The organism is Novilysobacter selenitireducens (assembly GCF_020026895.1).
Taxonomy (GTDB): domain Bacteria; phylum Pseudomonadota; class Gammaproteobacteria; order Xanthomonadales; family Xanthomonadaceae; genus Lysobacter_C; species Lysobacter_C selenitireducens.
The window spans coordinates 82,897-98,090 of record NZ_JAINZW010000006.1 but is presented as its reverse complement, the minus strand read 5'-3'; the positions used below and the strand labels follow the sequence as shown (position 1 = coordinate 98,090).

Annotated in this window: 19 protein-coding genes; 7 read left to right on the top strand and 12 right to left on the bottom strand. The window is 70.3% G+C overall.

All coding sequences use genetic code 11. From position 1 onward, the window contains the following. Nucleotides 1-33: 33 nt before the first annotated feature. Together K6753_RS12495 and K6753_RS12490 are read left to right on the top strand one after the other, a co-directional pair. The gene (locus tag K6753_RS12495) at nucleotides 34-915 is read left to right on the top strand and encodes a LysR substrate-binding domain-containing protein (protein WP_223676793.1); all 882 of its coding nucleotides are present in this window, start codon (nucleotides 34-36) and stop codon (nucleotides 913-915) included. Nucleotides 916-1,146: 231 nt separating this feature from the next. Next, nucleotides 1,147-2,106, top strand: coding sequence for an EamA family transporter (locus K6753_RS12490; protein ID WP_223676792.1), 960 nt, complete (start codon nucleotides 1,147-1,149; stop codon nucleotides 2,104-2,106). Nucleotides 2,107-2,109: 3 nt separating this feature from the next. On the opposite strand, the gene K6753_RS12485 is transcribed toward K6753_RS12490, so the two are convergent. Both K6753_RS12485 and K6753_RS12480 read right to left on the bottom strand, forming a co-directional pair. Then, nucleotides 2,110-2,454, bottom strand: coding sequence for a cupin domain-containing protein (locus K6753_RS12485; protein WP_223676791.1), 345 nt, complete (start codon nucleotides 2,452-2,454; stop codon nucleotides 2,110-2,112). An 83-nt stretch (nucleotides 2,455-2,537) separates the two neighbouring features. Continuing rightward, the gene (locus K6753_RS12480) at nucleotides 2,538-2,909 is read right to left on the bottom strand and encodes a VOC family protein (RefSeq protein WP_223676790.1); all 372 of its coding nucleotides are present in this window, start codon (nucleotides 2,907-2,909) and stop codon (nucleotides 2,538-2,540) included. A gap of 112 nt (nucleotides 2,910-3,021) precedes the next feature. Between K6753_RS12480 and K6753_RS12475 the strand changes: the two genes are divergently transcribed. After that, nucleotides 3,022-3,417: a DoxX family protein gene (locus K6753_RS12475; RefSeq protein WP_223676789.1), complete on the top strand. Its 396-nt coding sequence runs from the start codon at nucleotides 3,022-3,024 to the stop codon at nucleotides 3,415-3,417. A gap of 33 nt (nucleotides 3,418-3,450) precedes the next feature. Here K6753_RS12475 and dbpA read toward each other — a convergent pair whose 3' ends face one another. After that, on the bottom strand, nucleotides 3,451-4,842 hold the full coding sequence (dbpA, locus tag K6753_RS12470; RefSeq protein WP_223676788.1) for an ATP-dependent RNA helicase DbpA: 1,392 nt from the start codon (nucleotides 4,840-4,842) through the stop codon (nucleotides 3,451-3,453). Nucleotides 4,843-4,924: 82 nt separating this feature from the next. After that, a complete protein-coding gene (locus tag K6753_RS12465; protein WP_223676787.1) occupies nucleotides 4,925-5,938 on the bottom strand; it encodes a fatty acid desaturase family protein in 1,014 nt (337 codons plus the stop codon). Nucleotides 5,939-6,121: 183 nt separating this feature from the next. Between K6753_RS12465 and K6753_RS12460 the strand changes: the two genes are divergently transcribed. After that, nucleotides 6,122-6,406 carry a GIY-YIG nuclease family protein gene (locus K6753_RS12460; RefSeq protein WP_223676786.1) on the top strand — a complete coding sequence of 95 codons (285 nt, stop codon included), beginning with the start codon at nucleotides 6,122-6,124 and terminating at the stop codon, nucleotides 6,404-6,406. Between the two features lie 235 nt (nucleotides 6,407-6,641). Here K6753_RS12460 and K6753_RS12455 read toward each other — a convergent pair whose 3' ends face one another. Together K6753_RS12455 and K6753_RS12450 are read right to left on the bottom strand one after the other, a co-directional pair. Next, nucleotides 6,642-7,031 carry an MAPEG family protein gene (locus tag K6753_RS12455; protein ID WP_223676785.1) on the bottom strand — a complete coding sequence of 130 codons (390 nt, stop codon included), beginning with the start codon at nucleotides 7,029-7,031 and terminating at the stop codon, nucleotides 6,642-6,644. Nucleotides 7,032-7,062: 31 nt separating this feature from the next. Beyond that, nucleotides 7,063-8,607: an AbgT family transporter gene (locus K6753_RS12450; protein WP_223676784.1), complete on the bottom strand. Its 1,545-nt coding sequence runs from the start codon at nucleotides 8,605-8,607 to the stop codon at nucleotides 7,063-7,065. A 99-nt stretch (nucleotides 8,608-8,706) separates the two neighbouring features. Between K6753_RS12450 and K6753_RS12445 the strand changes: the two genes are divergently transcribed. Together K6753_RS12445 and K6753_RS12440 are read left to right on the top strand one after the other, a co-directional pair. Continuing rightward, complete coding sequence (locus K6753_RS12445) at nucleotides 8,707-8,928, top strand: RNA-binding S4 domain-containing protein (protein ID WP_223676783.1); 222 nt, start codon at nucleotides 8,707-8,709, stop codon at nucleotides 8,926-8,928. Nucleotides 8,929-9,110: 182 nt separating this feature from the next. Then, the gene (locus K6753_RS12440) at nucleotides 9,111-9,533 is read left to right on the top strand and encodes a hypothetical protein (protein ID WP_223676782.1); all 423 of its coding nucleotides are present in this window, start codon (nucleotides 9,111-9,113) and stop codon (nucleotides 9,531-9,533) included. 1 nt (nucleotide 9,534) lies between these two features. On the opposite strand, the gene K6753_RS12435 is transcribed toward K6753_RS12440, so the two are convergent. From K6753_RS12435 to K6753_RS12415, 5 genes are all read right to left on the bottom strand, one after another. Beyond that, entirely contained in the window at nucleotides 9,535-10,221 is a 687-nt protein-coding gene (locus tag K6753_RS12435) for an EAL domain-containing protein (RefSeq protein WP_223676893.1), read from the bottom strand. 182 nt (nucleotides 10,222-10,403) lie between these two features. Then, on the bottom strand, nucleotides 10,404-10,571 hold the full coding sequence (locus K6753_RS12430; RefSeq protein WP_223676781.1) for a hypothetical protein: 168 nt from the start codon (nucleotides 10,569-10,571) through the stop codon (nucleotides 10,404-10,406). Nucleotides 10,572-10,656: 85 nt separating this feature from the next. Further along, a complete protein-coding gene (locus K6753_RS12425) occupies nucleotides 10,657-11,697 on the bottom strand; it encodes a hypothetical protein (RefSeq protein WP_223676780.1) in 1,041 nt (346 codons plus the stop codon). Nucleotides 11,698-11,831: 134 nt separating this feature from the next. Next, on the bottom strand, nucleotides 11,832-12,935 hold the full coding sequence (locus tag K6753_RS12420; protein ID WP_223676779.1) for a WD40/YVTN/BNR-like repeat-containing protein: 1,104 nt from the start codon (nucleotides 12,933-12,935) through the stop codon (nucleotides 11,832-11,834). Between the two features lies 1 nt (nucleotide 12,936). Then, nucleotides 12,937-13,227: a MoaD/ThiS family protein gene (locus K6753_RS12415; protein WP_223676778.1), complete on the bottom strand. Its 291-nt coding sequence runs from the start codon at nucleotides 13,225-13,227 to the stop codon at nucleotides 12,937-12,939. Nucleotides 13,228-13,442: 215 nt separating this feature from the next. On the opposite strand from K6753_RS12415, the gene K6753_RS14790 reads away from it, so the two are divergent. After that, nucleotides 13,443-14,321 (top strand): CPBP family intramembrane glutamic endopeptidase, encoded by an 879-nt coding sequence (locus K6753_RS14790; RefSeq protein ID WP_223676777.1) that lies wholly within the window; start codon nucleotides 13,443-13,445, stop codon nucleotides 14,319-14,321. A 7-nt stretch (nucleotides 14,322-14,328) separates the two neighbouring features. Here the strand turns inward: K6753_RS14790 and K6753_RS12405 are convergent, their stop codons facing one another. Further along, nucleotides 14,329-15,144, bottom strand: a complete 816-nt coding sequence (locus K6753_RS12405; protein ID WP_223676776.1) for a DUF1206 domain-containing protein — start codon at nucleotides 15,142-15,144, stop codon at nucleotides 14,329-14,331. Between the last annotated feature and the right edge of the window lie 50 nt (nucleotides 15,145-15,194).

Below are 15,194 nucleotides of genomic sequence, written 5' to 3'. Positions count from 1 at the left end.
CGGGTCAGACACAAATGCTGCTTGAGGCTTGCCATGGCCCTTCGCTCCGACTGGCTGCCCGCCCTGGCGGCGTTCGAATCCGCCGCCCGCCACCAGAACTTCGCCCATGCGGCGGAGGAGCTGCACCTCACCGCCAGCGCGGTCAGCCACCACGTACGCAAGCTGGAGGACCGGCTCGGGGTGGCGCTGTTCCAGCGCCATGCGCGCGGGGTGTCGCTGACCGCCGAGGGCCGCCAGCTGGCCGACGCCGCCAGCGACGCGCTGACCGACCTGGACGGCGTGCTCGGCGAACTCAAGGCCGGCCGTGACGACGACCGCCGCGTGCGCATCACCACGCTGCACTCGCTGACCTACACGTGGCTGGTGCCGCGCCTGCCGACGTTTTCGGCGGCGCATCCGGACATCCACCTGACGGTCGACACCGAGATCGCGCTGGCCCGATTCGACGACGGCGGCCCCGACCTGGGCATCCGCCACGGCCCCGGCCACTGGCCCGGCCTGACCGCGCACCGGCTGATGGACGACACGCTGTTCCCGGTGGCCGCGCCGGACATGCCCGGGCTGGAGAAGGTCGCCACGCCGGCTGACGTGCTCGCACTGCCGCTGATCGCCGACCTCTCGCGCCAGGGCTGGCACGACTGGTTCCGCCAGGCCGGCGTGCATGGCGCCAAGTTCGACGAGCGCCTGGTCTTCAGCGACGCCACTGATGCGCTCAACGCGGCCTCGTTCGGGCTGGGCGTGGCACTGGCCCGGGGCTGCGTCGCCGCGCCCTACCTCGATGGCGGGCGCCTGGTCCGCCTGCCCGGCCCCGCCGTCGCCACGCGCTGGAGCTACTACGTCGTCTACCCGGCGCACCGCCGGCTGCGCAGCGCGGCGCGGACGTTCCTGGACTGGATGCTGGCGCAGGTCGAGTAGGTCGCGGCGCACACCGGTTGCCGTCAGCGTTCAAGCCGTCATCCCCGCGAAGGCGGGGATCCATGGACTCTTCTCCACTAGCTGCGAAGGGCCCGCCCGTTCTGCCGAGGAGCAAGGTCCATGGATATTCGGCGCCGCCGAAGTAAAGCGCGAGCCCGCCTTCATGGGAATGACGATCAGATGCCAAGGGTCGCGCGCTCATACGCCACCCGCTCTGCCACACTTTCCACCATGTCCATGACCCCCGCCCGCAAGGCCCACCTCCAGATCCACTTCTGCGTCCTGCTGTGGGGCTTCACGGCCATCATCGGCAAGGTGATCACGCTGCCGGCGTTGCCGCTGGTGTGGTGGCGCATGGGCATCGTCGCGTTGGCGCTGGCGCTGCTGCCGCGTGTGTGGCGCAGCCTGCGGGCGATGTCGCCGAAGCTGATGGCCGCCTATGCCGGCATCGGCGTGCTGGTGGCCCTGCACTGGCTGACGTTCTACGGCGCGATCAAGCTGGCCAACGCCTCGGTGGCGGCGACGTGCATCGCGCTGGCCACGGTGTTCACCGCGATGGTGGAACCGAAGCTGGCCCGCCGCCCGTTCTCGCCGCGCGACCTTGCGCTGGGCATTGCGGTGCTGCCGGGCGTGGCGCTGGTGGTGGGCGGGATCCCCGACAGCATGCGCATCGGCGTGGTGGTCGGTGCACTTTCGGCGCTGTTCGTGGCGCTGTTCGGTTCGCTCAACAAGCGACTGGTCGACAGCGTGGGCGACGCCGGCGACCCGTTGACCATCACCGGGCTGGAACTGGGCGCCGGCACGCTGGCGCTCACGGCGCTCGCGCCGCTGATGCCGCTGCTGTTCCCCGCCTTCGCGGGTCCGCTGATGGTGCTGCCCAGCGCCCACGACCTGGGCTGGCTGCTGGTGCTGGCGCTGGGCTGCACGCTGTTGCCGTTTGCGCTGTCGCTGATGGCCCTGCGTCACATGAGCGCGTTCTCGGCGCAGCTGGCCGTCAACCTCGAGCCCGTCTACGCCATCGTGCTGGCAATCCTGCTGCTGGGCGAGCAGCACGAGCTGACGCCGATGTTCTACCTGGGCGTGGTGATCATCCTGGCCGCCGTGATCGTGCACCCGCTGTTTGGCCGGCCGGCGCCGGTGCAGCACCCGGAGGTGCTGGGCACGTCCGAAGCCAAGGGCATCGTCGACTGACGCTCAGCGCTTCCGACCGGGGCCGACGGGGTTGCCGTCGGCATCGAACGCAGGCGGGTAGTAGACGTTCAGCGTCTTGAGCAGCGTGCGGCCGGTGTTGCGTATCTCGTGGCGCTCGCCCTTCTCGATCACCGGCAGAACGCCGGCCTTCAGCGGCACCCGGCGCCCGTCCACGATGGCTGCGCCGGTGCCGGAGACCACGTACAGCCACTGGTCCGCGCCGCGATGGCGGTTGTCCGGTCCGCCTTCGCTGTCGCCGGGCGCCAGCACCATTTCCGCCGCCTGCGCGCGTCGGACATCGAAGGCAACGCGGAAGCCCTTGCCGAATCGCAGTGTCTTCTTCTTCATGACGCGCCCCACCGTGGTCGAGTCCGACAGGGTGGCGCGCGCAGTGTCGAGGTCGGGTCGAGTACGCCGCCTTAGTCAGTGACCTACCCGATCCAGCAGACGTTGAGCTTGTTGCCGTCCAGGTCGCGGAAGTAGCCCGCGTAGAACCCGGGCCAGCGCTCTCCGGGTGCGCCTTCGTCGGTGCCGCCCAGCTCCAGCGCGCGTGCGTGCACCGCCTCGACCACCTCGGGGCTGGGCGCCTGCAACGCGACCATGGTGCCGTTGCCGACGTTCGCCTGCGCCTTGTCGAACGGATAGGTGATTCCCAGCCCCGCGTTGGACGAGCCGTCGCTCCAGGCGATGTAGTAGCCCGCCTCCTCCATCATCCGCTTGCCGCCGACCAGCGGCAGCAGCGCGTCGTAGAAGGCGGCGGCGCGGTCGAGGTCACGGGTGCCGAGGGTGACGTAGGCGAGCATGGCGGGACGTCCTGTTGGAGTGGAGCCGCCGATGCTACCGGCCCGGGTCGCAGTTCCTGCGACGCATCGGCGTCGCTATGCTGGCGACCCATTCCACGACCCGAACGCGCGCATGAATCCTGCCACCCAGCACGACCTCGCCAAGCTCTTCCTCCGCGTGACCCTGGGCGTGCTGGTGCTGCTGCACGGGATCGCCAAGCTGCGCGGCGGCATGGGCGGGATCGAGCGGCTGGTGGAGGCACAGGGCCTGCCCGGCGTACTCGCCTACGGCGTGCTGATCGGCGAAGTCGTCGCGCCGCTCATGCTCATCATCGGATTCCACGCGCGCCTCGGCGGGCTGCTGGTCGCGATCAACATGGCGGTGGCCATCGCACTGGTGCACATGGGCGAGCTGGCCGCGTTCAACCGCCAGGGCGGCTGGGCGCTTGAGCTGCAGGCGATGTTCCTGGTGTCTGCGATTGCCATCGCGCTGCTCGGTCCGGGACGTTTCAGCGCCAATGCCCGTTGACCACCGCGGCCGACGGCCAGCCGCCGCGTCCCGCTAGAGCTTGTTGACCCGGAAACGCTTGCCCTTGATGCGCCCCTCGCGCAACCGCGCCAGTGCGTGGGCCGCCTCCTTGCGGGCGACCGCGACGTAGGAGCGCGTCGGGAATACGTCGATCTTGCCGATGGCATCGGCCTTGAGCCCCGCCTCGCCGGTCAGTGCCCCGACGATATCGCCGGGGCGCAGCTTGTCGGTGCGGCCGGCATCGATCCGCAGGGTGGTCATCGCGGCCGGTGGCACATGGCCGGGCTTGCCGTTGATCGGCTGCATCCGCTCCCATCGCGCCGGCTCGCCGGTCCGCGCCTCGATGGCAGCGACCCGCACGCCCTCGCGCGGTCCGACCAACGTCACCGCCAGCCCACCCTTGCCCGCACGCCCGGTGCGGCCGATGCGGTGTACGTACGTATCGGCGTCGCTGGGCACGTCGAAGTTCACCACCATCGCCAGGTCCTCGACGTCCAGCCCGCGCGCCGCCACGTCGCTGGCGACCAGCACGCTGCAGCTGCGGTTGGCGAAGCGCACCAGCACCTCGTCGCGGTCGCGCTGCTCCATGTCGCCGTGCAGCGCCAGCGCGGTAAAGCCGTAGTGCTGCAGCGAGCCCGCGACCTCGTCCACGTCGCGCCGCATGTTGCAGAACACCACGCACGACTCGGGCCTGTGCTCGAGCAGCAATGTCGCCAGCAGCGGCGCCTTGCGCGCGGGGTCGGATTCGACGAAAACCTGCCGGATCCGCGGCGGCTCCTCGCCGGCGCCGACGGTGACCTCCACCGGGTCGCGCAGCATGTCCTGCGCCATGGCGCGGATCGCGTCGGGGAACGTCGCCGAGAACAGCAGGCCCTGGCGGTCCTTGGGCGTCTTGCCGACGATCTCGCGCATGGCCTCCTCGAAGCCCATGTCGAGCATCCGGTCGGCTTCGTCCAGCACCAGCACCTGCACGCCGCGCAGGTGCAGCGCCTTCTTGCGCAGCAGCTCCTGGATGCGGCCCGGGGTGCCGACCACGACGTGCGGGTCGTGCTCGAGCGAGGCCAGTTGCGGGCCCAGCGGCATGCCGCCGCAGAGGATCGACAGCTTCAGGTTGGGGATGCCGACCGCCAGCCGGCGCAGCTGCTTGCCGACCTGGTCGGCCAGCTCGCGCGTGGGGCACAGCACCACGGCTTGCGTCTGGATGCGCATCGGGTCGATACGGTGCAGCAGACCCAGCCCGAAGGCGGCGGTCTTGCCGCTACCGGTGGGCGCCTGCGCGATGAGGTCACGGCCCTCGAGGATGGCCGGCAGGGCCTGCGCCTGCACCGGCGTCATCGACGCGTAGCCGAGCGCGTCGACGCCCTGGAGCAGGGCCGGGGACAGGGCAAGGGTCGAGAACAGGGGCGAATCGGTGGCGTCGGTCATACGCCATGATCGCAGCATCGCCGACTCGCTGCCGCACTACATGGCGCCCGGGCGGCCGGCGCGACCGCCCCTGACGTGAGGGTCAGCGCGACCGGCGCGGGTACCCGACCATCCGGTTGCTCTGCTCGCACCACAACTTCAGCCGCGCGCTCTTGAGACTGCTCCACAGCGTCAGCCGCGGCGCGGCCTGCAGCAGCGGGCTCGACTCGTGGCACTCGCGCAGGCGGTAGTTGGGGATGCGGCTGGCGAGGTGGTGGATGTGGTGGTAGCCGATGTTGCCGGTGAACCAGTGCACCACGCGCGGCAGGTCGTAGAAGGAGCTGCCGGCGATGGCGGCGGCGTGCGAGTCCCACTGCTGGCCGCGCGTCCAGTACGCGTCCTCGAACGTGTGCTGCACGTAGAACAGCCACACGCCAGCGGCGCCGGCGATCAGCACGATCGGCAGGTGCACCATCAGCACGGTCGACCAGCCGATCGCGAAGCCCATCGCACCACCCACCAGCAGCAGCATGGCGTTGTTGAGCAGCACGCTGGCCCACTCCTTCTTCCACGAGAACGGCAGGTCGAACGGAAAGCGGTGCTTGATCACGAACTGGTACGCCGGGCCGATGCCCAGCAACACCGGCGTGCTGCGGTAGAAGCGGTAGCAGAAGCGGCGGAACGGCGACAACGCCTGGTACTCGGCCACGGTCAGCGTTTCGATGTCGCCCATCTCGCGACGATCGAGGTTGCCGGAGGTGCCGTGGTGCACGGCGTGGGTCTTCTTCCAGTAGCCGTACGGGAACAGCGTCACCAGCCCCAGGCACCGGCCGACGATGTCGTTGGCGCGCTGGCTGGCGAAGAACGACCCGTGTCCGCAGTCGTGCTGGATGATGAAGGTGCGCACGTACAAGCCCGCCGCCGGGATCGCCATCAGCAACGTCCAGCCCATGCCCCACTGGCCGACCACGCTCCACGCCATCAGTGCCCACAACGCCGCGAACGGCACCAGCGTGTTCACCAGCTGCCAGACCGCGCGTCCGAGGTGGGGCTTGGCGAACTGCGCGCAGAGCTTGCGCAGGTTGATGGACGGTTGCGGTTCGATGACGGCGCTCACGATGGGCGTTTCTCCAGTTTGAACCGCATTGTGTGGGGCGCGGGTGGCCACCACAATCACGTGCGCATGCGTATGGCATGAACGCGGTTCACGTTTCTCTGTTCAGCAATGTCGCGCGCGCTGGCGCGACGCATCTGCGGATCCGCGGTCGCCGCACCGTGGAGCCACCGCTAAGCTGCGGTGATGCGCCCATGGTTCGTCTACCTGCTGGAATGCCGCGACGGCAGCCTCTACACCGGCATCGCGGTGGACGTTGCGCGCCGTTACGCGCAGCACGTGTCCGGCAAGGGTGCGCGGTACACGCGGGCCAACCCGCCGGTGAAGGTGCTGGCGAGCTTTCCGTACCCGGACCGCTCGACCGCCAGCCGCGCCGAACATGCGATCAAACGGCTCAAACCCGCCTGCAAGCGCGCGTTGTGCGAGGCGCGGTTCCCGCCCCCGGTCTTCGACGACCCGGTGGCGGCGTAATCACTGGGCGCATCTACGGGTCTGCTCTTGCTCGTCATGTCCACGAAGCCGACTCGCGCCTTACTTCGGCGGAGTCGAACAGCGAGCGACCTTGCCCTAAACGGCTATACGTCCATGGATTCCCGCCTTCGCGGGAATGACGGCATGGGATTCGCAAAGGTCCCGTCTTCGCGGACATGACGCGCGGTGTTCGATGTTGTTCGGGGTGCCCCGTTGCCGCGACAGGCACCGCCGATCAGAACAGCGCGAACACCAGCTTGAGGATGCCCCACAGCGACACCGCCCAGACCAGCGAGCGCACGTAGGGCACGCCGGCGGCATACAGCGGGATGTAGGCGACCCGCGCCCAGAAGTAGAGCTGCGCGCCCAGCGCCGTGTCCGCGCTGCCGCGACCGGCGGCTTCCACCGCCAGCACCGCGGCGGCGAAGAACGGGAACGTTTCGAGGAAGTTGCCCCATGCGCGGTTGACCCGCGCCGCCACGCCGGTCAGCGGCGGAACGTCCGCGTCGCGCGCGCCCACGTTCCATTTCAACCCGCGCTGGCGGGTCTTGAGCGCCCCGTCCAGCAGCAGGTGCACCAGCCCCAGTACCACCGCCCACGCCAGCATCTGCAGTTCGATCGTCATGCCCTGCCCTCCCCGTGTGTGTCCGACAGCGTCAGGCCGCCGGGACGTAGTCCAGCGGTGCGCCCGGCCCGATCGGCCAGCCCATCGCCATCCAGATCGAGAACATCACCGTCCAGCCGATGAGGAACACCATCGAGTACGGCAGCATCACCGCGATCACCGTACCGATGCCGGCCTTGGGCTCGTAGCGCTGCAGGAACGCAATGATCAGCGCGAAGTAGCTCATCATCGGCGAGATGATGTTGGTCACCGAGTCGCCGATGCGGTAGCCCACCTGGGTGAGCTCGGGCGAATAGCCCAGCAGCATGAACATCGGCACGAACACCGGGGCCATCAGCGCCCACTTGGCCGATGCCGAGCCCATGAACAGGTTGGCCATGGCGCTGAGCAGGATGAAGGCCGCGAACAGCACGATGCCGGGCAACTGCAGCTGCGACAGCAGCCCCGCGCCATTGACCGCGAAGATCAGCCCCAGCTGGGTCCAGTTGAAGAACGCGACGAACTGCGCGGCGAAGAACACCAGCACCAGGTAGGTGCCCAGCGTGCTCATCGACTGGCCCATGCCCTTGATCACGTCCTCGTCGCTGCGGATGGTGCCCGCGCCGATGCCGTAGGCGACGCCGGCCACGACGCCGTACACGAAGATCAGCGCGACGATGCCGCGAAGGAACGGCGAGTTCAGCAGGTCGCCGTCTTCCGGGTTGCGCAGGAAGCCGTCCGCTGGGACGGTGCCCCACAGCACCAGCGCGGTGACCAGCGCGGTCGCGACCAGGGCAAAGCGCAGGCCGCGCTTCTCGGCCGCGCTCATCGGCTCGATCGCGTCCTCCTCGCCGTCCGCCTTGGGCGCATCGGGGAAGCGCCGCGCGACGAATCGCTCGGTCACCCACCAGCCCAGCGAGGTGATCACGAACGTCGAGGCGATCATGAAGTACCAGTTGGCGGCCGGGCTGACGGTGTAGGCCGGGTCGATGATGCGCGCGGCCTCCTGCGACAGGCCGGCCAGCAGCGGGTCGATGGTGCCCAGCAGCAGGTTGGCCGAGTAGCCGCCCGACACGCCCGCGAACGCCGCGGCCATGCCCAGGATCGGATGCCGGCCGGCCGCCAGGAACACCAGGCCGGCCAGCGGCACCAGCAGCACGTAGCCGATCTCGCTGGCCATGTTCGACATGACGCCCGCGAACACCATCACCGGCGTCAGCAGGTAGCGCGGCGCAGCCAGCACCAGTTGCCGCAGCGACGCACCGATCAGGCCCGAATGCTCGGCCACGCCGATGCCGATCAGCGACACCAGCACCGTGCCCAGCGGCGCGAAGCCGGTGAAGTTGGTGACCAGCCCGGTCAGGATCCGGTGCAGGCCTTCGACGCTCATCAGGTTGACCGGGGTGATCAGTTCACCGGTTGTCGGGTGCTGCACCGACAGGTCGAACTGCGCCGCCACCCACGACAGGACGACGATGGCCACGGCCAGGATCGCGAACAGCGTCGCCGGATGCGGCAGCGCATTGCCACCTACTTCCACCACGTTCAGGAAACGGTCGATGGCGGAGCGCTTGGCCGGCTTGGCGGCGTCGGTCATGGGCGTGGTTCCGGTGCTGAATTCAGCCCGGGACTATACCCGAGCGATGGGCACCGCCCTTGCGCCGCAAGGGCCCGCGCGGCACGTACCATGCGCGCCATGCAGACGATCGATTTCGAGCTGGACCGGGACTTCGTGGAACTCAACCAGCTGCTCAAGCTCGCCGGGCTGTGCGACAGCGGCGGCGCCGGCAAGCAGCTGGTGGCCAGCGGCGCGGTGCGCGTGGACGGCGAGGTGGAATTGCGCAAGACCGCCAAGCTGCGTGCCGGGCAGGTGGTGACGCTGGACGACGTGGCGATCCGGATCGTCGCCCTCCAATAGCGCAGCGACCCAGACCGACAGCGCCAGCACTCCGGCCAGCGGCTGCGGCGCACGCAAGCGTTAAGCGCCCGCGCCCACGCCAGTGCGGACAGGCTGAACCAGCCATTCCCATCCGCCATTGGCGCCTGCGATGCCCGCGCGCGGCCGGCTATCATCCCGGCATCGATTGCCGGGGGCCTGCCATGTCCATCCAATCCAAAGCCCGCCGCGATGCCCGCAAGCGCCGCCTCGCCAAGGCCCGTAACACCGCCGCCGAGCGTCCGGCCGAGTCCATCGAGGCCCATGCCGAGCTGCGCGACGACGCCGGCAACCTGCTGGGCGGCATCGTCCGCCGCGATGGCGAGTGGACCCTCGGCCTGGGCGGCCAGATCGTCGGCGGCAGCGACAGTGCCGCGCGCGTGCTGGCGATGCTCAAGCGCGCCGCCGTCATGCACGAAGCCAAGGGCACCCAGATCCGCCTGCGCTGCTCGCCCAGCCTCGACCAGGCCGCGGCCGCCGAAGTGGCGGCGCAGGGGCTGACGTTCGAGCAATTCGAGCAGCAGCTGGCGCAGGACCTGACGGGGATGTCGCTCGACAGCCCCGGCGCGCCGCCCGTGCGGCACTGATTCAATCGGCCGGGAACACCGGCTCGGCGAGTGCGCCCAGCTGGGGACGCGCGAACAGGTAGCCCTGGAACAGGTCGATCCCCAGGTCGCGCAGGCGGTGGTACTCGGCGGCGGTTTCCACGCCCTCGGCCACCACGCGGCATCCCAGCGCGCGGCAGGTCGACACCATGCCCGCCACGATGGTCGCGCGGGCGGCATGCGTGTCGATGCCGCGCACCAGGCCCATGTCCAGTTTGACCACGTCGGGCTGGAATTCGGCCAGCAGGGCCAACCCGGCGTAGCCCGCGCCGAAGTCGTCGATGGCGGTGACGAACCCCCGCTGCGCGTAGTCCCGCAGGATGCCCAGCGCGTGCACGGGGTCCTGGATCTTCTGCGACTCCGCCAACTCGAACATCAGCCGGTCCACCGGGAACCCGACCTTGGCCGCGGCGGCCAGCGTCAGGCGGATGCAGGCGGCCGGCTCGTAGACCGCATTGGGCAGGAAGTTGATCGATAGGCGCGTGTCCATGCCCAGCCGCTGGGCAGTGTCGATGGCCAGCACGCGGCAGGTCTGGTCGAAGGTGTAGAGCTGGTCGGTGGCGACGCGCTCGAGCACCCAGCCCGCCGGCTCGCCGCCGGGGCCGCGCACCAGCGCCTCGTAGGCGAAGACGGAACGGTCGCGCGCGTCGACGATCGGCTGGAAGGCCATCTGCAGCGGGATCGCCAGCGGCTGTGCGTCGCGGCAGCGGATGCACCCCGTGGCGGTGGGGACATCCTCGAAGAAGTGGTCAAGGAACACGCGCTGTCCTCAGGAATGGATACCGGGATATCGGCAGCGCCATTCGATTCTGGATGTGCCAAATCAGGCACGAGCGGGCGCCCCGCGCCGGTCTATTCCGCGGCATCGGGCTCGGCATCGCGCTGCTCGCCGCCGTGCAACGGCTTGAACTCGCCTTCCTTCTTCTTGGTGTTGCGGTCGCCCGAACTGTGGCCGTACTCGCGTGGCTCGCGGTCGGTCTGGCGCTCGGCGTCTGTGCGGTCGTCGTGGTCAGTGCCCATCAGTGCGCTCCGGTAGTGGACTGCCGGCGCAGCGTCACCCGGTGGGCATCAAGACGACGTCAGCGCGTCGCCCGGCCCCTGCCGCTCAGTTGTACTCGGCCAAGGGGCTTTCGGCCGGGCAGGCCTCGTCGGGGAACCCGAAGCGCTGGCGCAGTGCGCGCCCGCACTCGTTCATGTCCTCGACCTGTTCGGCCAGCGCGGTGCACTCGTTGTCGAACGCGCGGAAGAAGCGGTCGCGGCGCTGCACGAACGACTCGCCGCACTTGCGCCCCAGCCGGATGCGGTCGAGGTCATCCTCCACGGCGTTGGGGCCGGTCAGGCCGAACAGCGTCAGTTCGTCACCGGTCAGCAGGCGCAGGCTGCGGTTGGGCACCGTCATCATCAGGTCGGCCACGGTAACCGCGGCGCCGTTGCGCTCCAGGTACGACTCAGTCAGCGAATGCACCTCGCGCAGCTCGCGGTTGAGCTCGGCGCGCGACGTGGCTTCCGAGTCGATGCGGATCATGCGGTGGATGCCGACGTCGCCGGCAATCATGCGCATGTCGCCGCCGGCCAGCACCAGCACGCAGGCGCTGTGGCAGACCGCGCCCTCGCGCACCCAGATGGTCCAGTCGGCCTCGGCCATGTGGTCGCCGGCGCGGATGCCGTCCTCGATCATGCCGCCGGCCGAGTCGATGTCGAGGATGCGCGTGTCGACGCCCTGGGTGGTCGCCACTTCCGACACCCGCTCCATCAGCGCGGTGAACTCGGCGTTGATCTTGCCCTTGTAGCGCAACCGCAGGCGGCCTTCGTCGCGGCAGGCGGCGACGCCGTGCCAGACCGCGGTGAAGCCGAGGTTCTCCAGCGGCGTGCCGTCGCCCTTGGTGGCGTAGTCGGGGTCGCAGCCGATCCAGGCGCGGCCGTCGGTGAGCTCCATCGGCCGCCAGTCGATCTCGCGCTCGGCGCGCTCGGTCGGCGGCGTGATGTCTTCGGCGCGCGGTGCGCGCTTCACGAGCGCGCCGCTCTCGCCCGCATTGGCGACGGTGCGCGCCGGGTCGTGCTCGGCCTGCGGGCCACGCTGGCAGCCGGCGACCGCCACCGCGAGGACGGCGGCGGCCAGCAGGTGCGGCAGGAAGCGGGCGGACATGCGCAACGGCAACCTCGTGGAGTCGAAACAGACGGCCGGAGGGCCGGCCAACCCGTACAAGTCTAGTGGCCGGGCCGCGGCATCAACGTAATGCGCGATGAATATTTCGCGGGCGCCCGCCGGCCTGTGGCGCGTCAGGCCGCGAACGCCACCGCATGAACAGGCGGCAGGCGCGCATCCAGCATCCGCCAGCGGTCGCCCTGGTCGTCGCTGGTCCAGACGCCGCCCGTGGTCGAGCCGAACACCAGGCCCTCGCCAGCGTCGTCCACCGCCAGCGCGTGCCGGTAGACCAGGTCGTAGGCGTCCTGCGCCGGGAGGCCCTCGCGCAGCACCTGGAAACTGGCGCCGCCGTCGCGCGTCCGTGCGACCACCAGCCGCGCATCCACCGGGTAGCGACGCTCGTCCTTCACCGCGGGCACGAACCACGCCGTGCGCGGGTCGCGCGGGTGCACCGCCACGGCAAAGCCGAAGACCGACGGCGGCACGTCCTCGATCTCCTGCCAGTCACCACCCCCGGCCTCGCTGTGGAAGACGCCGTTGTGGTGCTGCACCCAGAAGTGGTCGGGCGCGCCGGCGCACTGCACCATCCGGTGCGGGTCCTGGATGGCGGGGTCGTGCGCGCGCTCGGGCGGCATGTAGGCGGCGCGCATGCCGTCGGCGGCCTGCCGCCACGTGGCGCCGTCGTCGTCGCTGCGCCACACGCCGCCGCAGGAGATCGCCACGCGGATGCAGCGCGGGTCGCGCGGGTCCACGCAGATGGAGTGGATGCCGGGCCAGTCGTAGCCGCCGCCGAACCAGTCCGAGCGACCCGGCACGTCCCACAGCCCACGCACCAGCTGCCAGGAGTCGCCGCGGTCGTCGGAGCGGAACAGCCCGCCGGGGATCGTGCCGGCCCACAGCCGGCCGGGCTGGTCGGCACCGCCGGCCGCCAACGACCAGAGGAGCTTGAGCGTGGCCGGCTGCGGCGGCTTGCCGTCTCCGGTGCCTACCGTGTCGCCCTCCCCGTACGCCGGCACCGCGCATTCGACCCACGTGGCGCCGGCGTCGTCCGAGCGGTGCAGCTTGTTGCCGAAGTGCCCCAGGTCGAGCGCGGCGTACCACGCGCCGTCGCGGGGGTCGGCCATCGCAAGCGCCACGTTGTCGCCCAGGAAATGCGTGGCGCCGACCGTCCAGTCGCCATCGGCGCGGTGCAGTTCGAACAGCCCCTTGCGGGTCGATACCAGGATCCGTGCGGCCATCTCAGCCTCCCGACAGCGCCTGCATCACGTAGACCTCGCCGCCCGGCGCAACGGGCTGGTCGAGCCGGCGCTTGTCGCCGATGGCCTGCCCGTCGACGAACACCGCGACGTGGTGGCGCACCGCGCCATGCTCGTCGAGCACGTAGCCACGCAACGCGGCGTGGCGGGCGAACAGGTCATCCAGGACGGCGCCGACGGTCGCGCCGGACACGTCCAGCGCCACTTCGCCCGATGCACCCTGCGCATCGGGCAGCCAGCGCGCCAGCGCCGACGCGAGCACCACCTTCGGCATCTCCACCACCCTGTGGCCGCGGACCCGGGGAGCATACGCCGCGACCGTAGTGCGCGCTGCCGCGCCCACGCCCGCCGCATGGCCCATTGGTTGGCCGACCAAAGGGAGGGGCGCCATGCGTGGGCATCAAGCACGCTGCCGCGATGCGAACACCCGACACGCAGCTACCCCGTCCCGCCGCTACCCGCTCCAGTCGCCAACACGCGACCGTCGCCGTGGCCATCGCGCTGGCGGCGTACGCCGGCGCGCTCGCCGTGCTGTCGCGCGCGCCCGGCTTCTCGCTGGCAGAGCCGCTGTTCCTGCTGGCCGTGCTCGGCATCGCGTTTCCGGCGCTGGCGTGGGTGTTGACCCGGCCGCCACGCGGCCAGACAGCTCGGCCCGACCCGGTGCCCTCGCGCTGGCGCGGCGTGCTGGTCTACCTGGCCGTGTTTGCCGTACTGGTGCTGGGCTGGGGCTTCAGCGCGATCAACGACGCATTCCCAGCCGAACCCGTGCAATCGGTCGTGCAGGTGCTGGTCAAGCTGGCGACGATGGTGGTGCTGCCGCTGTGGCTGTTCGTGCACTGGCGACGCATGTCGCCCGGCCCGTTCGGACGGCGCCGGCTGTGGCTGGTGTTCATCGTCATGTCGCTGGCCTACCTCGCCCTGCAGGCGGTGTTCGGCCGCGGACTGTCGACGCTGTCGGAGCTGGATCCCGCACTCGCCACGCTGCTGTGGGCCGTGCCGGCGTGCCTGCTGTGGCAGTCGATCGAAGCGGGCCTGGCGGAAGAGGTCCTGTTCCGCCGCGTGCTGCAGGAGCACCTGTCGATCGCCACCGGCTCGCACGTGGCCGCCATCGCGTGGGCGTCGCTGCTGTTTGGCCTGGCGCACGCCCCCGGGCTGTGGCTGCGCGCCGGACACCTCATGGAGGGCGTAGCCGAGGCGACGCCGCTGTGGGCCGTCGCCTATTCGGTCGTGATGATCGCGCCGGCCGGCATCGCCTTCGGCGTGCTGTGGGCACGCACGCGGTCGCTCTGGCTGGTGGTGCCGCTGCACGGCATAGTCGACCTGCTGCCGCAGCTGGCCCCCTTCATCCGGGCCTGGAGCGGCGCGTAGGCCGCGATCAGGCCGGGCTGTCGATCCGCCGGTAGATCGCCTTGGCGACCTGGTGCAGGCCATAGGCCACCAGGCCCACACCGACCAGCGTCAGCACCGTCCCGCCACCCAGCATCTGCAGCACCTCGCCGGTGTCGGCGGTTTCCTCGGCCGAATACAGGCGCCCGGCGCGGAAGGTGAACCAGCCGATCGGCAGCAGGACCAGGCCACGCGCGGCCGTGCCGATCCGGCCGACCAGCGTCAGGCCACGGTAGGTCGACGCGCCGCTCGCGCCCATGCGCTTGTTCACGTCGCCCTTGGCGGCCTTGATCAGCTGGTGGATGCCGTAGCCGATCACGCCCAGGCCCGCGGCCATCACCAGCCACGTGCCGAACGGCTGGTCGAGCAGCCGGGCGACCCAGACCTCCTGGCCGTCGCCGCTGCCGCCACCCTCGCCCCGGGACAGCTGCCAGGCGGTAACGGCCAGCGAGAAATAGATCACGCCGCTGAGGGCGTAGAAGAGACGCATCGCGATGCGCTTGGCGCCGGTGTCGCGGTGCTCGGGGTCGAGCAGCGCCTGCACGGCACGCCAGACGACGTGGCCCAGAAGGCCCAGCGCGATCGCCATCAGCATCCAACGGCCGCCCTGCTCGTCGGTCAACGAGGCCAGCGCTTCGGTGGTGCCCTGTGCCCCGCCCGCCGCCAGGCCGGCCTTGACCGCGATCCAGCCGACCAGGCCGTACACCACGCCCTTGGCGGCGTACCCCATGCGGGCGACCGGTGGGACCCAGCTGGCGACCTGGTGGAGGGTGGCGCGGCCGCTGCCGCCGAGCGAGGTGTTCATGGATGGGGCTCCGGGATATGGGGAAAGCGCGACGTTGTCGCCCAACCGGC

Bases quoted from the DNA above. Each gene is read 5' to 3' on its own strand.
- K6753_RS12495 (WP_223676793.1), top strand. From the start codon at position 34: ATGGCCCTTCGCTCCGACTGGCTGCCCGCCCTGGCGGCGTTCGAATCC.
- K6753_RS12490 (WP_223676792.1), top strand. From the start codon at position 1,147: ATGTCCATGACCCCCGCCCGCAAGGCCCACCTCCAGATCCACTTCTGC.
- K6753_RS12485 (WP_223676791.1), bottom strand. From the start codon at position 2,454: ATGAAGAAGAAGACACTGCGATTCGGCAAGGGCTTCCGCGTTGCCTTC.
- K6753_RS12480 (WP_223676790.1), bottom strand. From the start codon at position 2,909: ATGCTCGCCTACGTCACCCTCGGCACCCGTGACCTCGACCGCGCCGCC.
- K6753_RS12475 (WP_223676789.1), top strand. From the start codon at position 3,022: ATGAATCCTGCCACCCAGCACGACCTCGCCAAGCTCTTCCTCCGCGTG.
- dbpA (WP_223676788.1), bottom strand. From the start codon at position 4,842: ATGACCGACGCCACCGATTCGCCCCTGTTCTCGACCCTTGCCCTGTCC.
- K6753_RS12460 (WP_223676786.1), top strand. From the start codon at position 6,122: ATGCGCCCATGGTTCGTCTACCTGCTGGAATGCCGCGACGGCAGCCTC.
- K6753_RS12455 (WP_223676785.1), bottom strand. From the start codon at position 7,031: ATGACGATCGAACTGCAGATGCTGGCGTGGGCGGTGGTACTGGGGCTG.
- K6753_RS12450 (WP_223676784.1), bottom strand. From the start codon at position 8,607: ATGACCGACGCCGCCAAGCCGGCCAAGCGCTCCGCCATCGACCGTTTC.
- K6753_RS12445 (WP_223676783.1), top strand. From the start codon at position 8,707: ATGCAGACGATCGATTTCGAGCTGGACCGGGACTTCGTGGAACTCAAC.
- K6753_RS12440 (WP_223676782.1), top strand. From the start codon at position 9,111: ATGTCCATCCAATCCAAAGCCCGCCGCGATGCCCGCAAGCGCCGCCTC.
- K6753_RS12435 (WP_223676893.1), bottom strand. From the start codon at position 10,221: ATGGCCTTCCAGCCGATCGTCGACGCGCGCGACCGTTCCGTCTTCGCC.
- K6753_RS12430 (WP_223676781.1), bottom strand. From the start codon at position 10,571: ATGGGCACTGACCACGACGACCGCACAGACGCCGAGCGCCAGACCGAC.
- K6753_RS12425 (WP_223676780.1), bottom strand. From the start codon at position 11,697: ATGTCCGCCCGCTTCCTGCCGCACCTGCTGGCCGCCGCCGTCCTCGCG.
- K6753_RS12420 (WP_223676779.1), bottom strand. From the start codon at position 12,935: ATGGCCGCACGGATCCTGGTATCGACCCGCAAGGGGCTGTTCGAACTG.
- K6753_RS12415 (WP_223676778.1), bottom strand. From the start codon at position 13,227: ATGCCGAAGGTGGTGCTCGCGTCGGCGCTGGCGCGCTGGCTGCCCGAT.
- K6753_RS12405 (WP_223676776.1), bottom strand. From the start codon at position 15,144: ATGAACACCTCGCTCGGCGGCAGCGGCCGCGCCACCCTCCACCAGGTC.